Annotated in this window: 21 protein-coding genes and 1 riboswitch; of the genes, 12 read left to right on the top strand and 9 right to left on the bottom strand. The window is 73.6% G+C overall.

All coding sequences use genetic code 11. The features are described from left to right. Positions 1-84 precede the first annotated feature (84 nt). The 7 genes from NP064_RS15930 to NP064_RS15900 all read left to right on the top strand — a co-directional run bounded on the left by NP064_RS15930 (position 85) and on the right by NP064_RS15900 (position 7,533). Positions 85-624 (top strand): GyrI-like domain-containing protein, encoded by a 540-nt coding sequence (locus NP064_RS15930; RefSeq protein WP_227569877.1) that lies wholly within the window; start codon positions 85-87, stop codon positions 622-624. Positions 625-658: 34 nt separating this feature from the next. Continuing rightward, on the top strand, positions 659-2,578 hold the full coding sequence (locus tag NP064_RS15925; protein WP_284439677.1) for an FAD-dependent oxidoreductase: 1,920 nt from the start codon (positions 659-661) through the stop codon (positions 2,576-2,578). Further along, positions 2,554-3,477, top strand: a complete 924-nt coding sequence (locus tag NP064_RS15920; RefSeq protein WP_227569878.1) for a cation diffusion facilitator family transporter — start codon at positions 2,554-2,556, stop codon at positions 3,475-3,477. The genes NP064_RS15925 and NP064_RS15920 overlap by 25 nt, the downstream gene beginning before the upstream one ends. Positions 3,478-3,594: 117 nt before the next feature. Further along, positions 3,595-5,502 (top strand): penicillin-binding transpeptidase domain-containing protein, encoded by a 1,908-nt coding sequence (locus NP064_RS15915; RefSeq protein ID WP_227569879.1) that lies wholly within the window; start codon positions 3,595-3,597, stop codon positions 5,500-5,502. Positions 5,503-5,931: 429 nt separating this feature from the next. Further along, positions 5,932-6,006, top strand: a riboswitch (cyclic di-GMP riboswitch). 15 nt (positions 6,007-6,021) lie between these two features. Continuing rightward, positions 6,022-6,198 carry a hypothetical protein gene (locus tag NP064_RS15910; RefSeq protein WP_227569880.1) on the top strand — a complete coding sequence of 59 codons (177 nt, stop codon included), beginning with the start codon at positions 6,022-6,024 and terminating at the stop codon, positions 6,196-6,198. Between the two features lie 131 nt (positions 6,199-6,329). Beyond that, positions 6,330-7,070 carry a Pr6Pr family membrane protein gene (locus NP064_RS15905; RefSeq protein WP_227569881.1) on the top strand — a complete coding sequence of 247 codons (741 nt, stop codon included), beginning with the start codon at positions 6,330-6,332 and terminating at the stop codon, positions 7,068-7,070. A 79-nt stretch (positions 7,071-7,149) separates the two neighbouring features. Continuing rightward, entirely contained in the window at positions 7,150-7,533 is a 384-nt protein-coding gene (locus tag NP064_RS15900) for an SHOCT domain-containing protein (protein WP_227569882.1), read from the top strand. Between the two features lie 36 nt (positions 7,534-7,569). Here NP064_RS15900 and NP064_RS15895 read toward each other — a convergent pair whose 3' ends face one another. Beyond that, complete coding sequence (locus tag NP064_RS15895; RefSeq protein WP_227569883.1) at positions 7,570-10,089, bottom strand: flippase-like domain-containing protein; 2,520 nt, start codon at positions 10,087-10,089, stop codon at positions 7,570-7,572. 118 nt (positions 10,090-10,207) lie between these two features. Then, positions 10,208-10,960 (bottom strand): CPBP family intramembrane glutamic endopeptidase, encoded by a 753-nt coding sequence (locus NP064_RS15890; RefSeq protein WP_227569949.1) that lies wholly within the window; start codon positions 10,958-10,960, stop codon positions 10,208-10,210. A 161-nt stretch (positions 10,961-11,121) separates the two neighbouring features. Between NP064_RS15890 and NP064_RS15885 the strand changes: the two genes are divergently transcribed. From NP064_RS15885 to NP064_RS15870, 4 genes are read left to right on the top strand one after another with little or no spacing between them, the layout of a single operon-like run. Then, positions 11,122-11,796 carry a hypothetical protein gene (locus NP064_RS15885; protein WP_227569884.1) on the top strand — a complete coding sequence of 225 codons (675 nt, stop codon included), beginning with the start codon at positions 11,122-11,124 and terminating at the stop codon, positions 11,794-11,796. Then, a complete protein-coding gene (locus tag NP064_RS15880; protein ID WP_227569885.1) occupies positions 11,793-12,095 on the top strand; it encodes a transcriptional regulator in 303 nt (100 codons plus the stop codon). The genes NP064_RS15885 and NP064_RS15880 overlap by 4 nt, the downstream gene beginning before the upstream one ends. Continuing rightward, on the top strand, positions 12,092-13,150 hold the full coding sequence (locus NP064_RS15875) for an ABC transporter ATP-binding protein (RefSeq protein WP_227569886.1): 1,059 nt from the start codon (positions 12,092-12,094) through the stop codon (positions 13,148-13,150). Before NP064_RS15880 ends, NP064_RS15875 begins: the two co-directional genes overlap by 4 nt. Then, positions 13,147-13,956: an ABC transporter permease gene (locus NP064_RS15870; RefSeq protein ID WP_372456390.1), complete on the top strand. Its 810-nt coding sequence runs from the start codon at positions 13,147-13,149 to the stop codon at positions 13,954-13,956. The genes NP064_RS15875 and NP064_RS15870 overlap by 4 nt, the downstream gene beginning before the upstream one ends. A 33-nt stretch (positions 13,957-13,989) precedes the next feature. Here NP064_RS15870 and NP064_RS16780 read toward each other — a convergent pair whose 3' ends face one another. Further along, the gene (locus NP064_RS16780) at positions 13,990-14,583 is read right to left on the bottom strand and encodes a glyoxalase superfamily protein (RefSeq protein ID WP_431355875.1); all 594 of its coding nucleotides are present in this window, start codon (positions 14,581-14,583) and stop codon (positions 13,990-13,992) included. Here NP064_RS16780 and NP064_RS15860 point away from each other — a divergent pair. Beyond that, on the top strand, positions 14,546-15,052 hold the full coding sequence (locus NP064_RS15860; RefSeq protein WP_227569888.1) for a GNAT family N-acetyltransferase: 507 nt from the start codon (positions 14,546-14,548) through the stop codon (positions 15,050-15,052). The genes NP064_RS16780 and NP064_RS15860 overlap by 38 nt on opposite strands. A gap of 54 nt (positions 15,053-15,106) precedes the next feature. On the opposite strand, the gene NP064_RS15855 is transcribed toward NP064_RS15860, so the two are convergent. The 6 genes from NP064_RS15855 to hemB form a co-directional block, all read right to left on the bottom strand. Then, positions 15,107-17,656, bottom strand: coding sequence for a heavy metal translocating P-type ATPase (locus tag NP064_RS15855; RefSeq protein ID WP_372456397.1), 2,550 nt, complete (start codon positions 17,654-17,656; stop codon positions 15,107-15,109). A gap of 32 nt (positions 17,657-17,688) precedes the next feature. After that, positions 17,689-17,928, bottom strand: a complete 240-nt coding sequence (locus tag NP064_RS15850; protein ID WP_227569889.1) for a heavy-metal-associated domain-containing protein — start codon at positions 17,926-17,928, stop codon at positions 17,689-17,691. Positions 17,929-17,985: 57 nt separating this feature from the next. Further along, the gene (locus tag NP064_RS15845; RefSeq protein WP_372456391.1) at positions 17,986-18,321 is read right to left on the bottom strand and encodes a metal-sensitive transcriptional regulator; all 336 of its coding nucleotides are present in this window, start codon (positions 18,319-18,321) and stop codon (positions 17,986-17,988) included. A gap of 69 nt (positions 18,322-18,390) precedes the next feature. Beyond that, the gene (locus NP064_RS15840; RefSeq protein ID WP_227569890.1) at positions 18,391-19,311 is read right to left on the bottom strand and encodes a hypothetical protein; all 921 of its coding nucleotides are present in this window, start codon (positions 19,309-19,311) and stop codon (positions 18,391-18,393) included. Positions 19,312-19,414: 103 nt separating this feature from the next. Next, complete coding sequence (gene hemL / locus NP064_RS15835; RefSeq protein WP_227569891.1) at positions 19,415-20,749, bottom strand: glutamate-1-semialdehyde 2,1-aminomutase; 1,335 nt, start codon at positions 20,747-20,749, stop codon at positions 19,415-19,417. Continuing rightward, a complete protein-coding gene (hemB, locus tag NP064_RS15830; protein ID WP_227569892.1) occupies positions 20,749-21,759 on the bottom strand; it encodes a porphobilinogen synthase in 1,011 nt (336 codons plus the stop codon). The genes hemL and hemB overlap by 1 nt, the downstream gene beginning before the upstream one ends.

Genomic DNA, 21,759 nt, shown 5'->3' with positions numbered 1-21,759 from the left:
CTCGGGTCCGGCGGTGGTTGTGCCCTGGCGGGCGCCCGGCGGAGACTGAGGGGGTGGGTCCGACCGTGGGAGGGGTTGGTCGGCATGGCTGAGCCAGTGTGCGCTCGACGGGACGAGCAGCCGTACGCCGCGATCCGCGCCACGATGACGTCCGGCTCGCTGGCCGAGGAGTCAGCGCGCCTGCGGGACGTGGTGCGGCTGTGGTTCCACCTGCACGAGTTCTTGCCCGGAGGCGGCCCGCTGCTGCGGTACCTCGTGGTCGACGACGGCGCCCGCGCGCAAGTGGACGTCGGGTACCCCGTAGCGCGGGCGAGCATGCCGCAGCTCATCGAGGCGATCGAGCTCGGCCAGTCCCCGGTGGGGGAGCCCGGCGCCGGGGTGCACCTGGACCGCCTCCCGGCGGGCGACTACGCGTGGGTGGTCCACGAGGGTGATCCAGCCGAGCTCGACGAGGTCCGGCAGATGCTCGAGTGGTGGATCGGGTCGAAAGGGCTCTCGCTGGACCGCTGGTCGACCGGCCGCGGCTCGGCATGGGGTGGCCGGGTCGAGTACGACCTGACGGGCGGCCCACCGGACGCCCCGGACGCCGTCTGCCGCACCGAGCTCGCCTTCCGGCTCGCGTGAGCCGCTTCCCGTGCCGCTGTGCCACGATGCGCAGATGGCCGACGATGCCCCCCTGTCCCGCGCGCACGGGCGTCCCACCAGGTACGACGTGCTGGTCGTCGGCTCCGGCTTCGGGGGCGCGGTGGCCGCGCTGCGCCTGGCCGAGAAGGGCTACCGGGTCGCCGTCCTGGAGGCCGGCCGCCGGTTCGCCGACGAGGACTTCGGCACGTCCTGGCAACTGCGCACGTTCCTGTGGGCGCCTGCGATCGGGTGCTACGGCATCCAGCGCATCCACCTGCTCAAGGACTCCCTGATCCTCGCGGGCGCCGGGGTCGGCGGCGGGTCGCTCGTGTACGGCGCGACGCTGTACCGGCCGTTGCCGGCTTTCTACCAGGACCCGCAGTGGGCGGGCATCGCCGACTGGGAGGCGGAGCTCGCGCCGCACTTCGACCAGGCGTCGCGGATGCTCGGGGTCGCCCGCAATCCGTCGACCACCCCCGCCGACGATCTGATGCTGCGGGTCGCGACCCGGATGGGCCGCGAGCACACCCACCACCCCACCGACGTGGGGGTGCTGTTCGGAGAGCCGGGCCGTGACGTCCCCGACCCGTTCTTCGGGGGCGCGGGGCCAGCCCGCACCGGCTGCGTGGAGTGCGGGGCGTGCATGACGGGCTGCCGTGTCGGGGCCAAGAACACGCTGACGAAGAACTACCTGCACCTCGCGGAGCAGGCGGGCGCCGAGATCGTGCCGATGACCACCGTGACGGACGTCGCGCCGGCCACAGGTGGCGGGTGGGCGGTGCGCTCGCGGTCCACGGGGCCCGGTCTGCCCGGCCTGCGGCGGCGCACCACCTGGCTGGCGGACCAGGTGGTGCTCGCGGCGGGCACGCACGGCACGCAGACGCTGCTGCACCGGATGAGGGCCAGTGGGCGGCTGCCCGACATCTCGCCGCGGCTCGGCGAGCTCACCCGCACGAACTCAGAGGCGCTGCTGGGCGCCAGCTCGCCGCGCGTGGACCCGGCACGGGACCTGACCCGGGGCGTCGCCATCACGTCGTCCTTCTTCACCGACGAGACGACGCACGTGGAGCCGGTCCGGTACGGCAGGGGCTCCAACGCGATGGCGCTGCTGCAGACCGCGCTGGCGCCCGGCGCGCCCACCTGGCGCCGGTGGGCATCGGTGCTCGGCGCCTTCGCCCGGGACGCCCGACGGTCGCCGATCGCGACACTGCGGGCCTTCGCGCCGTACCGGTGGAGCGAGCGCACCGTCATCGCGCTGGTGATGCAGGCAGCCGACAACTCGCTCACCACCTCGCTGGCGCCGCGCCGGCTGGGCGTGCCCGTGCCGGCGCGCCACCGTCAGCTCACCAGCAGGCAGGGCCGGGGGGAGCCGAACCCCACGTGGATCCCGTCGGGCCACCGCGCGGCCCGGCTGCTCGCCGAGGAGATGGGCGGCGTGGCGGGCGGCACGCTCGGCGACCTGGCCAACATGCCGATGACCGCGCACTTCCTGGGAGGCTGCCCGATCGGCGCGACCGCCGCGACAGGTGTGCTGGACCCGTACCAGCGGGTGCACGGGTATCCCACCCTGCACGTGGCCGACGGCGCGGCGGTCTCCGCGAACCTCGGGGTCAACCCGTCGTTGACCATCACCGCGCAGGCGGAGCGGGCCATGGCGCTGTGGCCCAACCGTGGCGAAGAGGACCCGCGGCCCGCGCCGGGGGAGCCGTACCGGCGGGTGCCCCCGGTGGCCCCGCGCCACCCCGCCGTGCCCGCCCACGCGCCCGGAGCCCTGAGGCCGATCCGCTCGCGCACACCGGGCCCGGGTACGGTCGAGGGTGCTGAAGCGCGCCGGGGCGGCGACGGGCAAGGTCCCGGAAGCGCGACAGGAGCTGGACGCACGGCAGGAGCCAGCCGCGCGTCGGGAGAGGCTGGAGTCGGAGAGGTGACATGGGGCACGAGCACCACCACGTGAGCGGCTCGCCCGCCGGGCAGCACCGTGGGCGGCTGGCGGTGGCGTTCGGCATCACCGCGACGGTGCTGGTCGCGCAGGTCGTCGGAGCGCTGCTCAGCGGCAGCCTCGCACTGCTCGTCGACTCCGCGCACATGCTCACCGACGCGGGCGGCCTGCTGATGGCGCTCGTCGCGGCGTCGCTCGTGACGCGTCCGGCCACGGACCATCGCACGTGGGGGCTGCGCCGGGCGGAGGTGCTCGCGGCGACGGCCCAGGCGGCCGTGCTGCTGGTGGTCGGCGTCTACGTGCTGGTGGAGGCCGTGCGGCGGTTGTTCACCCCGGCGGAGGTCGCCTCGACCGAGATGATCGTGTTCGGCGTGGTCGGGCTGCTCGGCAACCTGGCCGCCATGGCGGTGCTGTCCAGCGGGCGGTCGTCGAGTTTCAACATGCGGGCGGCGTACCTGGAGGTCCTCAACGACGCGCTGGGGTCAGTGGCGGTGATCGTGGCGGCCGTGGTCATCGCGCTGACCGGCTGGGACCGGGCCGACGCGGTGGTGGCCCTGCTGATCGGCGCGCTGATCCTGCCCCGCACCCTGCGCCTGCTGCGGGAGACCGTGGACGTGCTGCTCGAGTCGACCCCGCGCGGGCTGGACCTCGAGGCGGTGCGGTCGCACCTGCTGGGCGTGCCCCACGTGGTCGAGGTCCACGACCTGCACTGCACCCAGATCGCCACCGGCCTGCCCGTGCTGACCGCGCACGTCGTGGTCCAGGACTCGTGCTTCCACGACGGGCACGCCCCCGAGATGCTCGACGCGCTGCAGTCCTGCGTGGCCGAGCACTTCCCCGTGTCCATCGAGCACTCGACGTTCCAGCTCGAGCCCGAGCGTCACGCCCAGCACGAGCGCGGTCATCACGGCTGAGAAACCACGTGGCGGCCCGCGGAGGCGACCAGTCAGGCAGGATGTCGGAGGCGCGGAGCGCCACGTCTGCCGCGGCGACGCGGGACAGCGGGCGATCGCACGACAGCTGGGGGAGAGATGACCTGCACGTTCGGCACCGGTGGTCGCGGAGGGCTGCGAGCCGTGCTGGCCCTCAGCCTGGCGATGGGCGCGCTGGCGGGGTGCACGTCCTCGCAACCCGGCCCGGAGGGCGCCGCCGACGCGCTCGCGGCCGCGCTGGCCTCGGGCGACTTCGCTGGGTCCGGCCTCCCCGAGTCGGACGCGGCCTCCGCCGCCGCCTTCCGGGAGGAGGCCTTCGCCGCCCTGGAGCAGTGGACTCCTGCGGTGACCGTCGAGTCGGTGGCCGTGGACGAGCAGGACGAGGACCGGGCGACCGCGACGCTCGCCCACACCTGGGACGTCGACCCGGGCGACGTCGACTGGACCTACACCACCGAGGCCGCCCTCACCCGGGTCGACGGCCAGTGGCAGCCGGTCTGGTCCCCCGCGGTGCTCGCCCCGGACCTCACGGCCGAGGAGACCCTGGCCGTCCAGCGCGACCGGGCGCCCCGTGCCGACGTGCTGGGAGCCGGTGGCGCCGTGATCGTGGAGGATCGCGCGGTGACCCGCCTGGGCATCGACAAGACCCGCGTCGACGCCGCAGGCCAGGACGCCGCGGCCCGCGGTCTCGCGACGGCCCTCGAGATGGACGCCGACGCCTACGCCGGCCGGGTCGCCGCCGCGGGGGAGAAGGCCTTCGTCGAGGCCATCGTCGTGCGCCAGGGGGACCCCGCGTACGACCTGGCGCTGCTGAGCGCGCTGCCGGGCGTCAACGCCGTCCCCGACCAGCTCCCACTGGCGCCGACCCGCACCTTCGCGCGGCCCATCCTGGGCGCCGTCGGGCCCGCGACCGCGGAGATCGTCGAGGCCTCCGAGGGGGCGATCGCCGCGGGCGACCTGACCGGGCTCAGCGGCCTGCAGAAGCAGTACGACGAGCAGCTGCGCGGCAACCCCGGGCTGACCATCACCGCGGCCGCCGGACCCGCCACCCGGGTGCTGTTCCACCTCGACCCGGCGGAGGGCGAGCCGTTGGCCCTGACCCTCGACGTGGAGCTGCAGCGCTCCGCTGAGGAGGTCCTCGCCCCGGTGGCGCCCGCCAGCGCGATCGTGGCGCTGCGCCCCTCGACCGGTGAGGTGCTCGCCGCCGCGAGCGGCCCGGGCGGCGGCGGGCTGTCGACGGCGACAGTCGGCACGTACGCGCCCGGATCCACGTTCAAGGTGGTGAGCTCGCTCGCGCTGCTGCGCTCCGGCCTGACGCCGGACAGCCCGTTGAGCTGCCCGGCGACGGTCACCGTGGACGGCCGGTCGTTCGCCAACTACCCGGGCTACCCGGCGAGCGCGCTGGGCGAGATCCCGCTGCGCGTGGCGCTGGCCCAGTCGTGCAACACCGCGTTCATCGGGGCGCGGGAGTCCGCGTCCCAGCAGGCTCTCGCGGACGCGGCGGCCAGCCTGGGCCTGGGCCAGGAGGTCGCGGTCGGTTTCCCCGCGTACCTGGGATCGGTGCCGAGCAGCGCGGAGGGCACGGACCACGCGGCCTCGATGATCGGCCAGGGCAAGGTCCAGGCGTCGCCACTGGCGATGGCCGTCGTCGCCGCGTCGGTGGCCCAGGGCGAGCGGGTCGTGCCGCGGCTCGTGGCCTCTGCCGAGGCGGCCGAGGCTCCGGCGGCGGCTCCCCTCACGGCGGCCGAGGCCGAGGCGTTGCGGGGCATGATGCGGGCCTTCGTCACCGAGGGCGGCGGGACGTTCTTGCAGGACGTGCCCGGGGAGCCGGTGCTGGCCAAGAGCGGGACGGCGCAGTTCGGCGCGCAGGACGCGTTGCGCAACCACACCTGGATGATCGCGGTGCACGGGGACCTGGCGGTGGCGGTCTTCGTGGAGGAGGGCGACTTCGGGTCGACGACCTCGGGCCCGCTGCTCGAGTCGTTCCTGCGCGCCGCCGCTGGCTGAGTGAGGTCCCCGGGGGCCCGCCCCATCGCGGCTGACCCGGGGGTTGGCTTCTGACCGGCCGTGGGGGGCTCGGTCAGAAGCCCCGCGCTGTGGCGCCGCCACGTCTGCCCCCCGCGTGACGCGGCTGCGCCGGTGTGCGGACGACCCCCCCTGCGTGTCGCCCGCGGCACGTCCAGCGCGGCGGGGCTCCTGCGAGGGAGCGCCCCGTCTCGTGAGATGTCGGTGGATGACGCCATCCACCACGCATTGGTGTGATCTGCGTCACAACAGTATGGCCCTGGTGGCGCCCGTGCGCCACCGCGCGCTCACACGGAGGTGGCCCCGTCCCCTCTGTCCGTTTGGTCTGACTGGGTGATTTGGACGTCTGTTCACGAGATGTTCGACGCAAACGCTTCCGCGGGATCTCACCCTCGTCTAATGTCGCACCTGTCAGCGAACAGGCAAACCCTCCGCAAGGAGGGGACGCAAAGCCACGGGACCCATGCGGTCAGCCGGGCTACCGAACGACAGGACACGGACATGGACCAGCGCGGACCCCTCGGCCCCTACGACTCGGCCGAGGCTGAGCTCACCCGCATCGAGCAGCAGGCCGGCCCGGGCGCCGGACGGCTCCAGGCGTGGGCGCGGATCGCCTCCGCCGGCGCAGCGCAGCTCGACTTCGTCCCCACTCAGCGCAACTACGTCGGGCTCCCCTGAGCTACCTGCCGGGACCCGCCTGACGGCAGGCGGCTCCTGGCCTGCTCCTCGCACCCCTGGCAAACTGGCGCCTGCCTCGGCCCGCCCGCCGAGGTCCGGCCCCGGCAGGGCCAGCACCCGGGAGTGACGTGATGCACCTGATCGTCGGCGTGTTCCGCCTGCTCGTCGCCGCGATCGGGATCGTCGGCGTGCGCGAGATCTGGCTGGGCGACGACCTGCCCGGGCTCGTCTACTTCACCAACCAGTCGAACCTGCTGCTCGTGGTCGTGATGGCCTGGGCCGGTGTCGGGTCGTTGCGCGCCGCCACCCGCCGGGGCGCGCCCCCAGCCACCAGCAGCAGGCTCGACGGGCCGCCCGCCTGGCTCAAAGGCGCCGCGACGCTGTTCATCCTCATCGCCGGGCTCGTCTACGCCGTCATCCTCGAGCCGGGCGATCCGCAGCCCGAGCTCATTCTGGGCCTGACGGACTCCGACCTGGTGCACGTGGTGACCCCGATCGCGGCCCTCGCCGACTTCGTGCTCGTCGACCCCCACCGCAGGCTGCGCCTGAGGCTGGCCCTCGCGTGGCTCGCGTACCCGCTCGCGTACTGCCTGTTCACGACCGTGCGCGGCGCGGTCGCCCCCGAGCTCGGGTACCCGTACGGCTTCGTCGACGTGGCCGTGCACGGGTACGCAGGCCTGCTGGTCAACGTCGCGCTGTACGGCGTCGGGTTCTGGGTGCTCGGGGCGATCATCATCGGCCTCGACCGGGTGCTGCCCACGCGGTCCCTGCTGGCGCCCCCGCGCCTGGCCTCAATCCCGGAATCTGCGCCTCCGCCCGGGTCTGCCCAGGATGACCCGCTTCGAGGGGACGTGCGTGGAACGCGCGCCTAGCATCGAGATGTCAGACCACGTCCGGGGGGCCGCGTGACCGACTCCTGCGGCTGGCTCAGCGGGAGCGTCGGGGGGCGTCATGGAGTGGGACAGCGTGTGGGACTTCTTGTGGATCGCGATCTGGGCCTTCTTGTTCGTGGTCTACCTCATGATCTTGTTCCAGATCCTCGCGGACATCTTCCGCGACCGAGGGCTGAGCGGCTGGTGGAAGGCGCTGTGGATCATCGGGCTGGTGGTCTTCCCGTTCCTGACCGCGCTGCTGTACATCATCTTCCGCGGCACGGGCATGGCCCATCGGCAGGCCGAGGCCGCCCAGCACGTTCAGGCTGAGACGGACCAGTACATCCGGCAGGTCGCGGGCAGGTCTCCCGCCCAGGAGATCCAGCATGCCAAGGAGCTCTACGACGCCGGGGTGATCGACGACGCGGAGTTCACCCAGCTCAAGGCCAAAGCGCTCGCCTGATCCAGAGGCCTCGCCCGATCCGGGGCGGGCGCGCGGCTAGAGCTCGCCCTTGCGCTGCATGTACCGCATCGCGACCCAGCCGATCGGGATCCGCAGCCAGTACGTGAGCGCCCGGAACAAGAGCACCACCGAGGTCGCCACACCGGCGTTGACACCTGACCCGGCGAGCAGCGCGATCATGCTCACCTCGATGGTGCCGATGCCGCCGGGCACCGGGACGACGGCGCCGGCCGTGTTCCCGGCCAGGTAGATCAGCGCGACCTGGATGAGGGTGAGCTGCTCGCCGAAGGCCGCGAGGCAGGCCTCGAAGGCGAACACGTAGCCGAGCGTCATGCCCACGTTGCCGGCGAAGGCCAGGGCAAGGCGCCGGGGCTGGCCGACCACCTCGATGAGGCGGGGCCAGGTCTGCTGCAGCGTGGGCACGACCTTGCTCATCGCCCACTGCCGAATGCTCGGCACCAGCAGCAGCGCCGCCACCAGCACCACGATGACGGCGCCGATGACGGGCGCCAGCGGGGGCACCTTGAACCGCTCGGCCTGGTTGGTGCCCGAGGCGACCGACAGCACCAGCAGCAGCACGATGGTCACCACGAACTGCGAGACCTGGACGAGGGCCACCGTCGCGGCGGCGAGCGTGGTCGACACCCCGCGCTTGGTGAGCATCCGCAGGTTGAGCGCCGCTGGGCCGATCCCCGCCGGGGCCGCGACCGCGACGAACGCGGCGGAGGTCTGCGTGAGCGTGGCCTTCCAGATGGACAGCCGCACGGGCGAGAACGCCACGAACACCAGGGCCGCCGCGAAGTGGGTGAACAGCCCGAGCCCGAACGCGACGATGCTCCAGCGCCAGTCGCTCTGGGCGACGGCGTCGCTGATCTCCTTGACGTTGACGGTGGTGAGGACGATCACCGCGGCCACGACCGTCAGGACGATCGTGAGCAGCGTCCGGGCGCCGAACCGGACGAGTTGGGTGGGCTCGACGTCCGCCTCGGGCAGGCGCTTGACCAGCGCCGAGCGCAACTCGGCCATGACGTCCTTGTGCTGCCGCATCTCCTCGCGGGTCTGGCGTGGCAGCGCGATGGTCTGCAGCAGCGGGCCCACGGCGGCGATCTCCGCGTCGGGCAGGACCGCCACGGCGGACTGCACCGCCCGGGAGGCGCCGACCCGGAGCGCGAGCAGCGCGATCACCTGGGTGACGTCCATCCGGCGGGCCAGCTCGGACGAGGCGACGTCCCCGGTCTCCCAGCCCACCAGCCACACGACGGGCTGGCCCAGCAGGCTGTCGACCAGGATCGAGTCGCTCGTCAGCGCGCGGTGCGCCAGGCCGGCGGCGTGCGCGGCCCGCAGCTGCGACCAGATCGCCTCGAGCACCTCGTCGGTGATCTCGTCGGGCTTGAGGTCCGCGAGCGGCGCCGCCGAGGGGAGGTGCTCCTGGATCAGCAGCATCGAGTCCTGCGCCTCGGCGATGCGGAGCAGCTGGGGGGTCCGGACCCCGGCCGAGCGCGCGGCGTACGAGAGCAGCGCGGACCGCTCGGCGGCCTGGCGCATGGACACCACGGAGCGGCCGTCGATCCCGCGCAGGCGCAGCGAGCGCCACAGCCGCGAGAGGCTGCCGACGACCTGTCGGTCGCCGTCGAAGGCGAGCACGTCCAGCAGCCTGCCGTCGGTGGTGGTGAGCGAGTAGAGCCGGTGCTCTGCGTTGCGGGTGTAGGCGTCGGCGGCGATGCGCTGCCGCTCCTCGCCCGGCTCGGGCTCGGGGACCCGGATCACCCGCTCGGGGTCGAACCCGACGCGTCGGATGCCGGCGATGAGCCCGGCGCCGTAGGCCCGCTCGGACTGCACGCCGGCGAGGTAGCGCATGCCCAGTCCGGCGACGCGCCCCACCAGCAGCGCGATCATCACCCCGGGCAGCGACACCTGGCCGGTGATGACGACGACGCCGATGGCCACCCACAGCAGGTTCCAGGACCAGCGGATGGTCTTGCGCCGTCCGCGCGGCCCCGCGGTGGTGAGCAGCCCTGCCAGCAGCGCGACGTAGCCCGGCACGGTCAGCGTCCAGTCGCCGCCCACCCGCACGGAGAGCCCGTCGACGAGGTCGGAGGTGCCGAACGTGGTGAGCGCCCATTCCATGGCGGAGCACAGCAGCAGCGCGGCGATCCCCGCGCCCAGCGCCTCGAGCACCTGGCGCCCGAGCCGCCGCACCGCGAGCTCGGTGAGCACCGCGACCGGGACGACGAGGGTGACGATCCCCTCGAGCACGGCCACGGGGACGATGAGGATGCTGCGCAGCACGGAGGCGAAGCCCTGCACGTCCTCGGCGACACCCGTCGTGGTGTTCTGCGCGTACGTGGCCAGCACCATGAGCAGCACGGCGCCCAGGGCGGACGTGACCACCCCGACGAGGTCGCCCGGGTGGTGCACCCGCACGGTGGGGGTGTCGGAGATCTCGACGCCGTCGATGACCTCGGTCTGCTGCTCGGACGGCCGGGACTGCGCCTGCTCGTCCTCCGCCTCCGGGGTATGGCTGACGCCGAGGGCTCCGCTCGGCGTGTCAGGCATACCGGCGAGTCTAGGGATCAGATCCCCGGCCAGCCTGGAGAACACCCGTCGCCATCCGCTCATCAGCCGACAGCGAACCGCGAGGTTCTTCGCGTAACCCCCGTCTCCGGGCGCCGTGTCACCGGATGCCGAGCGCCTCGCGGACCTCGACGGGCAGCAGTGCGTACCCGACGAACGCGACGATGTCGAGCAGCGTGTGCGCCACCACCAGCGGCATCACCCGGCGCCGTCGGCGGTAGTACTCGGCGAAGACGACGCCCATCACCACGTTGCCGACGAACGGCCCGATGCCTTGGTAGAGGTGGTAGGAGCCGCGCAGCAGGGCGCTCGCGGTGACGATCGGCAGGGCGCCCCAGCGCAGGTCGCGCAGCCGCTCCGTGAGATAGCCGACCGCGATCACCTCTTCGAGGAGCGCGTTCTGCAGCGCGGAGAGGATGAGGACGGGGATCGTCCACCATGCGGCGTTCAGCGCCGAGGCCTGCACCTCCACGGTGATGCCGATGGCTCGCCCCAGCACGTACAGCCCCAGCCCGGGAATCCCGATGAGCGCGGCGAGCCCGACCCCGGTGGCGAGATCGCGCCACGGGCGCACGAGGTCGAGGCCGATGCGGCGCACCGCGCTGCGCCCGTTGGCGGACAGCAGGTAGAGCGCGAGGGCGACCGGCAGCAGCGCGAACCCGATGTTGAGCAGCTGGTAGGTGAGGTCCAGGTAGGGCCGTGGCGAGCGGCTCGGGTTGAGGGTCGTGGACTGGCTGGACAGCGGCGCGTCGGCGGTGAGGCGGGCGACGATGTTGACCAGGGCGTACACGGCGGACTGGCCGAGCGAGAGGCCGAGGACGATCCAGACCTCGGCGGTGACCCGGCGCCGCATGGCTGCCAGGCCGGGGGCGGGCGTTGTCCCGGGGGTGCTCACCTCCCCGAGGGTAGACGGGCGCCGGTGGGTCGGCTCGGAGGTGCGAGGGATGGCGACGGTTGCGCCATGGGGCAAGGCAAAGTACTTTGCGATACAAAGCCCACGAGAAGAGGCCCGCCATGCAGCAGCACGCGCACGACATCGAGGACGCGCCCCCCGCGCCGGCCGACGGACTGGCCATCATCGCCTCGCAGCAGGAGCGGGTCCGCGCCGGGGCCACCCCGGACGGCCGGCTGCTCTTCCTCGTCTGGGGCGCCGCCTGGCTGATCGGCTACGGAGCGCTGTGGCTCGCCGTCAAGGACCTCGATGTGTACCGCCCGCCGAGCGGCGCGTTCATCGTCTTCGGGCTGTGCATCAGCTCCGCGGTCGTCTTCACCATCGTGCACTCGGTGCGCCGCGCCGCCGGGATGCATGGCCCCAGCGTCACCGCCGGGGCCATGTACGGCTGGGCCTGGGGGCTCGGCTTCCTGCTCCAGGGCGCGCTCATCGGGGCCTTCGTCAACGCCGGCGCCTCCCACGAGCTCGTCGCGCTCGCGTCCAACGGCCTCGCGTGCCTGATCGTGGGCCTGCTCTACATGGCGGGCGGCGCCATGGACCAGGAGCCCGCCCTCTTCTGGCTCGGCGTGTGGATCCTCGTCGTCGCCGCGGTCGCCAGCTCGGTGGGCCTGCCCCTCACGTTCCTGGTCATGGCGCTCGCGGGCGGCGGAGGCTTCCTCGTGGGCGCCGGGATCGAGCACGCGCGGCGGCAGGCCCGCCGGGGCCGAATGGCCGGATCGGCGGCCCGCACGGCATGACCGACGTCGAGCTCGACCCCGTCATCCACGCACAGGCCCGCCTCCGCGTCGTCGCCACCCTGGCCGCGCTCCCCGCCGGGGACCGCATCGCCTTCACCCGGCTGCAGGAGCTGCTCGACATGACCGCCGGCAACCTCTCGACGCACGCGCGCAAGCTCGAGGAGGCTGAGTACGTAGCCGTCACCAAGACCCACAAGGGCCGCACGCCCGTGACCTACCTCGAGCTGACCACCACCGGCCGGCTCGCCTTCGAGCGCTACCGTCGCTCGCTCGCGCAGCTGCTGGGAGGGCCGTCATGAGCGCCGCTGTGATCCAGTTCGACGGCGTGACGCGCCGGTTCGGCGACGTCCTGGCCCTCGACGACGTGACACTCGAGGTGGGCGCCGGGGAGCTCGTGGGCCTGCTCGGCCCCAACGGCGCCGGCAAGACCACCCTGCTCAGCCTCGTCAGCGGCCTGCGCCGCCCCGACTCCGGAACCGTCACGCTGTGCGGGCAGGACCCTCGCGACGCCGCGGCGCGGATCGGCCTGGGCACCACCCCGCAGGAGACCGGGCTGCCGGACTCGCTCAAGGTGCGCGAGGTCGTCGACTTCGTGGGCGGCCACTATCCGGACCCCATGCCCCGTGGCGAGCTGCTCGAGCGGTTCGGCCTGGAAGGGCTCGCCGCGCGCCAGACCGGGGGGCTGTCCGGCGGGCAGAAACGCCGGCTCGCCGTGGCGCTCGCGCTGGTGGGGCGCCCCCGCGTGGTGCTCCTTGACGAGCCCACCACGGGCCTCGACGTCGAGGCCCGGCACATCCTGTGGCAAGCGTTGCTGGACTACCACGCCGACGGCGCCACCATCCTGCTCACCAGCCACTACTTGGAGGAGATCGAGGCGCTGGCCCAGCGGGTCGTCGTGATCGGCGATGGCCGGGTGCTGGCCGACGACTCGCTGGCCGCGGTGCTCGACCTCGTCGCGGTGCGTCGCGTGGTGCTGTCCGCCCCGGGCGCCGAGGCCGCCGCGCTGGCGGCGCTGCCCGGCGTCGTGGGCGTGCGGCACGAGGCGGAGCGGTGGACGCTGCTGGCCGCCGACGCCGATCGGGTGGTCCGCGAGCTGGTCCGGGCCGACGTCCCGTTCAGCGGGCTGGAGGTCCGTGGCGCGTCGCTCGAGGAGGCGTTCCTGGCGCTCACCAGCGCCGAGCCCACCGCCCCCGACCCCGTCGCCGACGACGGGCTGCCGCTGTTCGCCGAGCGCTCCGCGGCCGAGCGCCGCAGGTCAGAGCGCCGCCGCGCCGCAGCCGGTCGAGACCCGGACCGCCGCACCGCGGACCGCCGCCAGGGCGCCCGCCGCGCGAACGAGGAGAACCCCCGATGACCGCCCGCGCCGTCCCCGAGCCCGTCGCACTCCCGTCGGAGCCGGGCGCCCTGCGCTCGTGGGCCAGCCTGGCGATGCTGCACGGCCGCTACCAGTTCCTGGAGACCGTGCGGGTGCCCATCGCGGTGATCGGCAACCTCCTGTTCCCGGCACTGGCCATGTTCTTCTTCGTGGTGCCGCAGCAGGCGGTCGCCCAGGACCCTGTCGCGGCCACCGCCGCGGTGTCGCAGCTCGGCACGTTCGCCGTCATCTCGGCGTGCATGTTCAGCTTCGGGGCGGGCGTCGCGGAAGACCGCGCCCTGCCCTTCGACCCGTTTGTTCGCACGTTGCCCGCCGGGGTCGGGCCACGGATGGCCGGCCGGGTGCTCAACGGCATCGTGTGGTGCTTCCTCGCCCTGGTGCCGCTCGTCCTCATCGCGGCACTGTTCACCCAGGCCTCGTTGAGCGCTGGCGAGCTGCTCGGCGGGCTCGGCATGGTGCCCGTCGTGGCGTTCGTGTTCCTGCTGCTCGGCCTCGCCATCGGGTACTCGCTCAGCGCCAAGTCGGCCATCGCCGTCGTGCAGGCCGTGCTGTTCCCGCTGGCCTTCGCCGGCGGGCTGTTCATGCCGCCGCAGATCTTCCCGGCCTGGCTCGAAGTCGCCTCCCGCGCGCTTCCCACCCGCGCCGCCCGCGACCTGGTGGTCCAGGTGACGAGCGGTGTGCCCGCCTATGGCCTGGCCGTGCCGGTGCTCGCCGGATGGGCGGCGGTCTTCGCGGCACTGGCGGTCATGGCCTACCGCCGCGACGAAGGGCGCCGCTTCCACTGACCGCGCGGTCGGCCTGATGCAGTGGCGAGCGGCTCATCGGGGCGGCAGCTGCTGGACGGCCCACTGGTTGCCGTCGGGGTCGCTGAACCCGGTGAAGCGGCCCCACGGGAACTCCTCCACGGGCGGGGCGTCGACGCCGTGGGCGAGCAGGAACTCCCGGGCAGAGTCGGCGTCGTCGACCACCACCTGCAGGCCCCTGGTCGACCCCGGCGCGGCGTCTGAGAGGCCGACGCCGATCGAGATCGAGCAGGCCGATCCGGGCGGGGTGAGCTGCACGAAGCGCAGGTCGTCGGAGACCTTCTGGTCTTGATCGACCACGAAACCGACCTTGTCGGCGTAGAACGCCTTGGCCCGGTCCACGTCGCTGACCGGGACGAACACGAGCTCGAGCCTGAAGTCCATCTCATCGACCCCCTGCCGACTGGCCGCCGGCCGAACGCCAGCGGCGCACCCCCATCGTCTCGCCCGCCTCCGACACCCGCTCGCCGCTGATCGACCAGGAGGGCGCGTGCCGGCCGTCGTCCTGGGCGTCGCGCCCTGCTGGCCTAGCCTGCTGAGGGACCGGACGGACCTGTGGCGAGGGGGCGTAGTGGGAGGAGTCGGAGGGCTCGTGCGGGATGCCGGGATCGGCGACGTCGCCGCGATCTGCCAGTTCGGCGAGGCTCACATCCGCCCGCACTACACGCCGCTGATCGGCGCGGAGGCCGCTGACGCGCAGGTGCGCCTGTGGTGGAACGAGGAGCAGATCGATGCTGCCGTGAACGGCGGCCTGGTCGTCGTCGGGGAGGACGAGGGCCGGGTGGTGGGCGTCGGGCAGCGGGGTCGGAGCGGCGCCGACCAGGTGATCTACAAGCTTTACGTGGATCCCGGGCGCCTGGGCTGCGGGTGGGGTCCTCGGCTCGTCGAGGCGCTGATCCGGCAGATGCCCTCGGATGCGGACCGTGTGTGCGTCGAGCACTTCGCGGCCAACGTGCGCGCGGGGGCGTTCTACGAGCGTGAGGGTTTCACCGTGGAGAGGGTGGAGCCAAGTGCCTCCGGACACCCGGCGCTCGACGTGGTGTGGCGCGCGCGGCCGCTGGGCACGGGACGCGCGTGACCCCCGCCGCTCCGGGGTGGAGCGACGGGGGCCGGCGCCTCGCAGCGGCGGTGCCTAGTGGAACGTGCGCAGCCGCAGCGAGTTGGTCACCACGAGCACCGAGGAGAACGCCATCGCGGCGCCCGCGATCATCGGGTTGAGCAGGCCCAGCGCGGCGAGCGGGATGGCCGCGACGTTGTAGGCGAACGCCCAGAACAGGTTCTGCTTGATGATCCGCAGGGTGCGGCGGGAGAGCCGGATGGCCTCGGGCACCGAGCGCAGGTCGCCGCGCACGAGGGTGAGGTCGGCGGCCTCGATGGCCACGTCGGTTCCGGTGCCCATCGCCAGGCCCAGGTCGGCGGTGGCGAGGGCGGCGGCGTCGTTCACGCCGTCGCCGACCATCGCCACGCGGGCGCCCAGCGCCTGCAGGCGCTCGACGGTCTGCACCTTCTCCTCGGGCAGCACCTCGGCGATCACGTCCCCGTCGGGGATGCCGACCGCGTGGGCTGCGACGCGTGCCGCGCCCAGGTTGTCGCCGGTCAGCAGCACGGGCCGCAGGCCCAGGGCGCGCAGCTCGGCGACTGCCTGCTTCGACGTGGCCTTGACCGGGTCGCGGAGCACGAGGACCCCCCGCGCCCGGCCGTCCCACGCCGCCATCACGGCGGTGGCGCCGTCAGCCTCGGCCGCCTGAAACGGGGCGTCGAGGTCGTCGGTGCGGATCCCCTGCTGAGCGAGCCAGCGGGGCCGGCCCACCAGCACGCGACGAGCCAGGCCCAGGCCGTCATGGGCGACCCGGACCACGCCGGCGACCCCGTGCCCGGCCTCGTTGCGGAAGTCGTGCACCTGGTCGGAGCCGATGACGACCCCGTCCTCGCCGACACCCGCCGGGACGCGGGCGCGGCGTGCCGCGGCGAGCTCGGCCGCCGCGTCGGCGATGGCGCGCGCGATGGGGTGCTCGGACAGCGCCTCGACGGCGCCCGCGAGCCGCAGCACCTCGTCCGCCGCCTCGTCGTCCGACCCGTCGGGCGCCAGCACGTCCACGAGCGTCATCCGGCCCTCGGTGACGGTGCCGGTCTTGTCCAGCACCACCGTGTCGACCGCGCGGGTCTGCTCGAGCACCTGCGGGCCCTTGATGAGGATGCCCAGCTGGGCGCCGCGGCCGGTGCCCACCAGCAGGGCGGTGGGCGTCGCGAGGCCCAGGGCGCAGGGGCACGCGATGATCAGGACAGCCACGGCCGCGGTGAACGCGGCCTGCGCGCCGCCGCCTGTGACGAGCCACGTGACGAGCGTGGCGATGGCGAGCACCAGCACGATCGGCACGAACACCGCCGAGATCCGGTCGGCGAGCCGCTGCACGGGCGCCTTGCCGGTCTGCGCGGCGGCGACCAGGCGGCCGATCTGCGCGAGCCGGGTCTCCTCGCCGACGCGGGTGGCCCGCACCACGAGGTTCCCGGAGGTGTTCATCGTCGCTCCGGTCACGTCGTCGCCGGGGGCGACGTCCACGGGCACCGGCTCGCCGGTCAGCAGCGAGGCGTCGATGGCGCTCGTGCCGGTGACGACCGTCCCGTCGGTGGCGATCTTCTCCCCGGGGCGCACCACGAACTCGTCGCCCACGCGCAGGCGGTCGATCGGGACCCTCTGCTCGACGCTCTCCCCGTCGGGCCCGGTGACCAGCACCGCGACGTCCTTCGCGCCCAGGTCGAGCAGTGCCCGGAGGGCGTCCCCGGCACGGCGCCGGGAGCGGTGCTCGGCGTAGCGGCCGGCGAGCAGGAACGTGGTGACCACGGCGGCCACCTCGAAGTACAGCTCGGGGACGGCCATCTCCATGCCGTCCGTCGAGGCGGCGGGCCACAGGGTCGGCGTCATGGTGACGCCGAGCTCGCCGGCCCCGCCGAGCAGCAGGGCCCACAGCGACCAGCCGGTGGCCGCGATGATGCCGATCGACACCAGCGTGTCCATCGTCGAGGCCCCGTGCCGCGCGGCCCGGAAGGCGGCGCGGTGGAACGGCCACGCGGCCCACGTGGCGACGGGCAGCGCGAGCGCCGCCACGACCCACTGCCAGCCGGTGAACTGCAGCGCCGGGATCATCGACAGCAGCAGCACCGGGACCGACAGCACCGCCGCCACGTGCAGGCGGGTGCGGAGCACCGAGCCGCGGTCGGCGGTGGGCGCCGATGTGTCCTCGTCGGGCTCCATGTCGTGTCCGGGCGCCATCGAGTGCCCGGACAGAGCGTGCTCGACGGGGTCCATGCCGTGGGCGCCGTCGTGCGCTGCGGTCGGCGCGGTGGCGTCGGCGTCGTGCTCTGCGGTGCGCGGACCCGCGGTGTGCGGACCCGCGGTGTGCGGACCTGCGTCGGCCGCCGCGGGCCCGGGCGCCGCTGCGGCCGATCCGTGTCGACCGGTGACGCGCGCGTCGTAGCCGGCCTTGCGGACGGCCGCGAGCAGCGACTCCTCGTCGGTCGGGACGGTGAGCTCGACGTGCGCCGTCTCGAGCGCGAGGTTCACGGTCGCGTTCGCGCCGGGCACCTGGTTCAGGCGCTTCTCGACCCGCGCGACGCACGACGCGCACGTCATGCCAGTGACCGCGAGGTCGATCGTGCCGACCGGCGCGCTGGGGGCGGTCACATGGGCGGTTCCCTCGGTGCGGGGCGCGGAGCTCACAGCAGCGACCCCTTGGGTGTCAGCGCGTACCCCGCCTCCTCGACGGCTCCCCGCAGGGCGTCGTCGCCCAGTGGCTCGTCGGAGACCACGGTGACCTGCGACGTGCCGCCCTTGACCAGTTCGATGCTGACGTTCTTGACACCGGGGAGAGCCGTCAGCTCCTCCGTGACGGCCGCGACGCAGTGGCCGCAGGTCATGCCGTCGACGCCGAACGTGGAGGTCAGGGTCTGGCTCATGGTGGTTCCTTCCGATGGCCGGCCGTGTCGGCCGGGGTGAGGTGGGTGGCGGGACGGTCAGCTGCGCACGAGGCGGGCGATGGCGTCGCTGGCCTCGCGGACCTTCGCGGCGCCCGCCTCGGGGGACTCCCGGGCGGCGTCGACCACGCAGTGGCCCAGGTGGTCCTCGACCAGGCCGATGCTGACAGCCTGCAACGCCTTGGTGACGGCGGCGATCTGCGTGAGGACGTCGATGCAGTACGTGTCGTCCTCGACCATGCGGGCGATGCCGCGGACCTGGCCCTCGATGCGGCGCAGCCGCTTGAGGTAGTCGTCCTTGTCCTGGATGTAGCCGTGCACAGGACCTCCGTGGCGCGAGTCGGACGCGGCGTCCACCGCCGCTTCGTTCTTCACAACACGGTACCCCTAGGGGGTATTCCCCGCGGGGACGTCAGTCCCAGCCGTGCGACGACCGTGCGACCCTCAGGCCGTCGTCGCCGCCCACTCGTCGGGCACCAGCTGGCCCGGGGTCACCAACCGCAGAGCGCTCATCGGCACGGTGGCCTCGTAGACCGCCGCGTCCAGCTTCTCGAGGCGGTGCGACTCGGCGAGATCCGCGTCGTGGCCGGTGTACGAGACGCGCGCCACCGGCTCGCCGTCCTCGCCGGTCCACTGGTCGACCACCCGGACCGGCAGCCCGTCCCAGGTCGCGGTCACCACCAGCTCGAACAGCTCGGTGACCTCGTCGCGGGGGACCTCACGCCTCCACCGCCCGCCCGGCGCCACGGTGAATCCGTCGAGCGAGGGCTCCGGCTCGATCTCCGACGCGACCACCACGCCGCCATCGGCGAGCACGTCCGCTGCCAGGTACTCGCCCCGCCAGCGTGCGATCAGCCCCACGAAACGCGACAGCGCCGGGCCGGGCACCGCGTCGCCGCCCTCGGGCTGCCACCCGTGCCCCACGTCCGTGAACCGGGCCAGCATCGTCGTGGTCCCATCGGCGTGGACCCGCAACAGCTCCGTGCCGGCCGGGACCCGCGTGTGCATGAGCCAGAACTGCGGCACCACCTCGCCGTGCACGGCCTGGAACCCGAGCCCGGTGAACGGCGGCCGGTCCAGGAACGGGCCGCCCGTGCTCCGGCGGGACGAGTCGTCGGTGCCGCCCACGGCGTCCTCGAACCGGAGCTGCCCGGACGTCGGGAACCGCAGCAGGTCCACCGAGGGCGCGTCCACGCGGAACGGCGAGCCGGGGAACCCTAGGCCGTGCGCCTCGAACAGCAGCTCAGCGGTGGTCGCGAACCGCACGTCCTCCGCCCGCAGCACGAAGCCCGACACCCTGTCGTATCCGTGGTCCAGGATGGCCGCCGAGACGGCAGGCGTGACGGCCTTCTGCATGAGCGGCACTGGGAGTCTCCTCGCGTCCGGTTCGCGCGGTTCCTCCGCGTCCGGGGGACATCATGCCGGATCACGACCCAGTGGTCAGTTCTGCTCGGCGCCCGGAGGCCGGCTACCCCTGCGGAGGCGTGGCCTGCGCCGCGGCACGCGCAGCGGCGGGGAGTGCCTCGAGGATGCGGGAGACGGCCTCGTCGTCGTGCGCCGCCGAGACGAACCACGCCTCGAAGGCCGACGGCGGCGCGTACACACCCTGCTCGAGCAGCGAGTGGAAGAACGGCGCGTACCGCCACGAGTCCGTGGCCAGCACCGACGCGTAGTCCCGGGCGCCGCGAGTGGCGGCGGCGCTGCCGAACATCGTGCTGAACAGGCTTCCGGCCCACTGCACGGCGTGCGGCACCTGAGCCTCGGCGAGCGCGCTGGAGACGGCCGCGCGCAGTGCGGCGGAGACCGTGTCGATGCGGCCGTACACCGCGGTGTCGGCGGCCCGCAGCGTGGCGAGGCCCGCGGCCGTGGCCACCGGGTTCCCGGACAGGGTGCCCGCCTGGTAGACGGGGCCCTGGGGCGCGAGCGCGTCGAGCACGTCAGCGCGCCCGGCGACCGCGGCGACGGGCAGGCCGCCTCCGATGACCTTGCCGAAGGTGAAGAGGTCGGGATCCCATCCCTCGACGGAGCCTTCCAGCCCCCACCAGCCCGCCGGGCCGACGCGGAACCCGGTGAGCACCTCGTCCTGGATGAGGAGCGCGCCGTGCTCGTGCGCGATGCGCAGCAGGGTGGCGTTGAAGCCGGGCACGGGCGGGACCACGCCCATGTTGGCCGGGGCGGCCTCGGTGATGATCGCGGCGATGGTGCTGCCGTGCTCGGCGAACGCGGCCTCGACGGCCTCGAGGTCGTTGTAGGGCAGCACGATGGTCTCGGCGGCGACCGCGGAGGTCACACCCGCCGAACCGGGCAGGCCGAGGGTCGCCACCCCTGAGCCGGACTCCGCCAGCAGCGAGTCGACGTGCCCGTGGTAGCACCCGGCGAACTTCACGATCCGCTCGCGGCCGGTCACGCCGCGGGCCAGCCGCACCGCCGTCATGGTCGCCTCAGTGCCGGTCGAGACCAGGCGCACGCGCTCCGCCGCGGGGACCCGGGCCCGGATCTCGTCCGCGAGCTCGACCTCGGTGAGGGTGGGGGCGCCGAAGGACAGCCCACGGGACGCGGCCTCACGGACCGCCTCGACCACCACCGGGTGGGCGTGCCCGAGCAGCGCCGGGCCCCACGACCCCACGAGGTCGACGTACTCGTTGCCGTCGGCGTCGGTCACGTACGCGCCGCGCGCCGACGTGAGGAACCGGGGGGTGCCGCCCACCGAGCCGTAGGCGCGCACGGGCGAGTTCACCCCGCCCGGCGTCACGGATCGCGCCCGCTCGAAGTACGACGCGGACGTCTCGCTTCCTGCACCCATCAGCTTTCCTCCTGCAGCCATCCGGCCAGCTCGACCGCCCAGTACGTCAGTACTTGATCGGCGCCTGCGCGCCGAATGCTGAGCACCGACTCCATCACAGCTCGGCGACGATCGATCCAGCCGTTCGCGGCGGCGGCCTCGATCATGGCGTACTCGCCTGACACCTGGTACGCCGCGACCGGGACGGTGGACGTCGCGGCGACGTCGGCGAGCACGTCGAGGTAGCTCATCGCGGGCTTCACCATGACGATGTCGGCGCCCTCGGCGATGTCGAGCGCGACCTCCTGGGCCGCCTCGCGACGGTTCGCCGGGTCCATCTGGTAGGTCCGCCGGTCTCCCTCGAGCTGGGAGTCGACAGCCTCGCGGAACGGCCCGTAGAACGCCGAGGCGTACTTCGCGGCGTACGCCAGCACGGCGACGTCGTCGTGCCCGTGGTCGTCGAGCACGTCGCGCACCACGGCCGTCTGGCCGTCCATCATCCCGCTCAGGCCGACCAGATGGGCGCCGGCCTCGGCCTGCGCGAGGGCCATCGCGGCGTACCGCACGAGTGTCGCGTCGTTGTCGACCCGCCCGTCGGGGGTCAGCACGCCGCAGTGGCCGTGGTCGGTGAACTCGTCGAGGCACAAGTCGGCCTGCACCACCAGCGCGTCGCCCGCCTCGCGCACCGCGTCGGTGATGGCCACGTTCAGCACGCCGTGCGGGTCGGTGGCCTGGCTGCCGGTCGCGTCGCGGTGGGTGGGGACGCCGAACAGCATGACCCCGCCGATCCCGGCCTCGGCGGCCTGCGCCACGGCGCGGCGGAGCGAGTCCCGGGAGTGCTGGACGACGCCCGGCATGGAGCCGATGGGCGCCGGCTCCTCCAGGCCCTCCTTGACGAACAGCGGGAGCACCAGGCCGGCGGGGTGCACACGGGTCTGCGCGGTCAGGCGCCGCAGGGCGGGCGTGGAGCGCAGGCGTCGGGGGCGCAGCCGCCCCACGGGCGCGATCAGGTTCGGCTCGGGTGTGCTCAC

It is taken from the genome of Cellulomonas chengniuliangii (genome assembly GCF_024508335.1).
In the GTDB taxonomy this organism is placed as follows: Bacteria; Actinomycetota; Actinomycetes; order Actinomycetales; family Cellulomonadaceae; genus Cellulomonas_A; species Cellulomonas_A chengniuliangii.
This window is presented reverse-complemented; position numbering and strand designations above follow the sequence as displayed.